We start from the raw sequence: 703 nt of genomic DNA on the forward strand, positions 1-703 counted from the left end.
GCCTCTTGGCACCTAGGCATCCACCGCACGCCCTTAGTAGCTTACTTGCCCTAATCTCTTGTTTCACGCCCGCCTCCCGGCGGATTGTCGAAACTCGAAACCAAGGCCCAGACTCCTGCTCTTCGCAACAAGCCTGGAAGACTTCATTTTTACTTACGCTTGATTCAAAAGCACCTGACTTCCTTCCCCTCACCTTCGCCTCACGGCGTCGGCGGGGTACTTTCGTCAGGGCTTCTGCGAGAACTTCTCTCAGCAGAAATTGAACTTACCCTTCGTATGCACTTGTCAAAGAACGCTTCTCTATACTTCAGAGAAAACTTGTGTGGAGCTGATCGGGATCGAACCGACGACATCCAGCTTGCAAAGCTGGCGCTCTCCCAGCTGAGCTACAGCCCCGGGAAAATTGCCCGCGGCCATTCTACCATGCTGGTGCGCGTCACCGCTTTCCTCCTCTCAAGGGAGGAAAATGGTGGGCCTAGGTGGACTTGAACCACCGACCTCGCGCTTATCAGGCGCGCGCTCTAGCCAGCTGAGCTATAGGCCCAGGGGGCTACCGCGTCGGCAAACCCTACAGCGTCCTTCATTCTCAAAGAGCCAAGTCGCACGGACTCAGTCCTTCAAAACCAAACAGCAAGCCCTAAGTTTTTAGCTAGATTGTTACTCGGAAACGTTGACCTGGTTGACCTGACGCGACTCGAAAGTC

General features: G+C 54.6%; 2 tRNA genes. Both read right to left on the reverse strand.

Features of this window, described 5'->3' with window-relative positions:
* Positions 1 to 323: 323 nt before the first annotated feature.
* A tRNA-Ala gene (locus HNV26_RS37385) sits at positions 324 to 396 on the reverse strand.
* Positions 397 to 467: 71 nt separating this feature from the next.
* Positions 468 to 544: transfer RNA gene (locus tag HNV26_RS37390), tRNA-Ile, on the reverse strand.
* Positions 545 to 703 lie beyond the last annotated feature (159 nt).

The sequence above is a fragment of the Myxococcus xanthus genome (assembly GCF_013116825.1).
Taxonomy (GTDB): domain Bacteria; phylum Myxococcota; class Myxococcia; order Myxococcales; family Myxococcaceae; genus Myxococcus; species Myxococcus xanthus_B.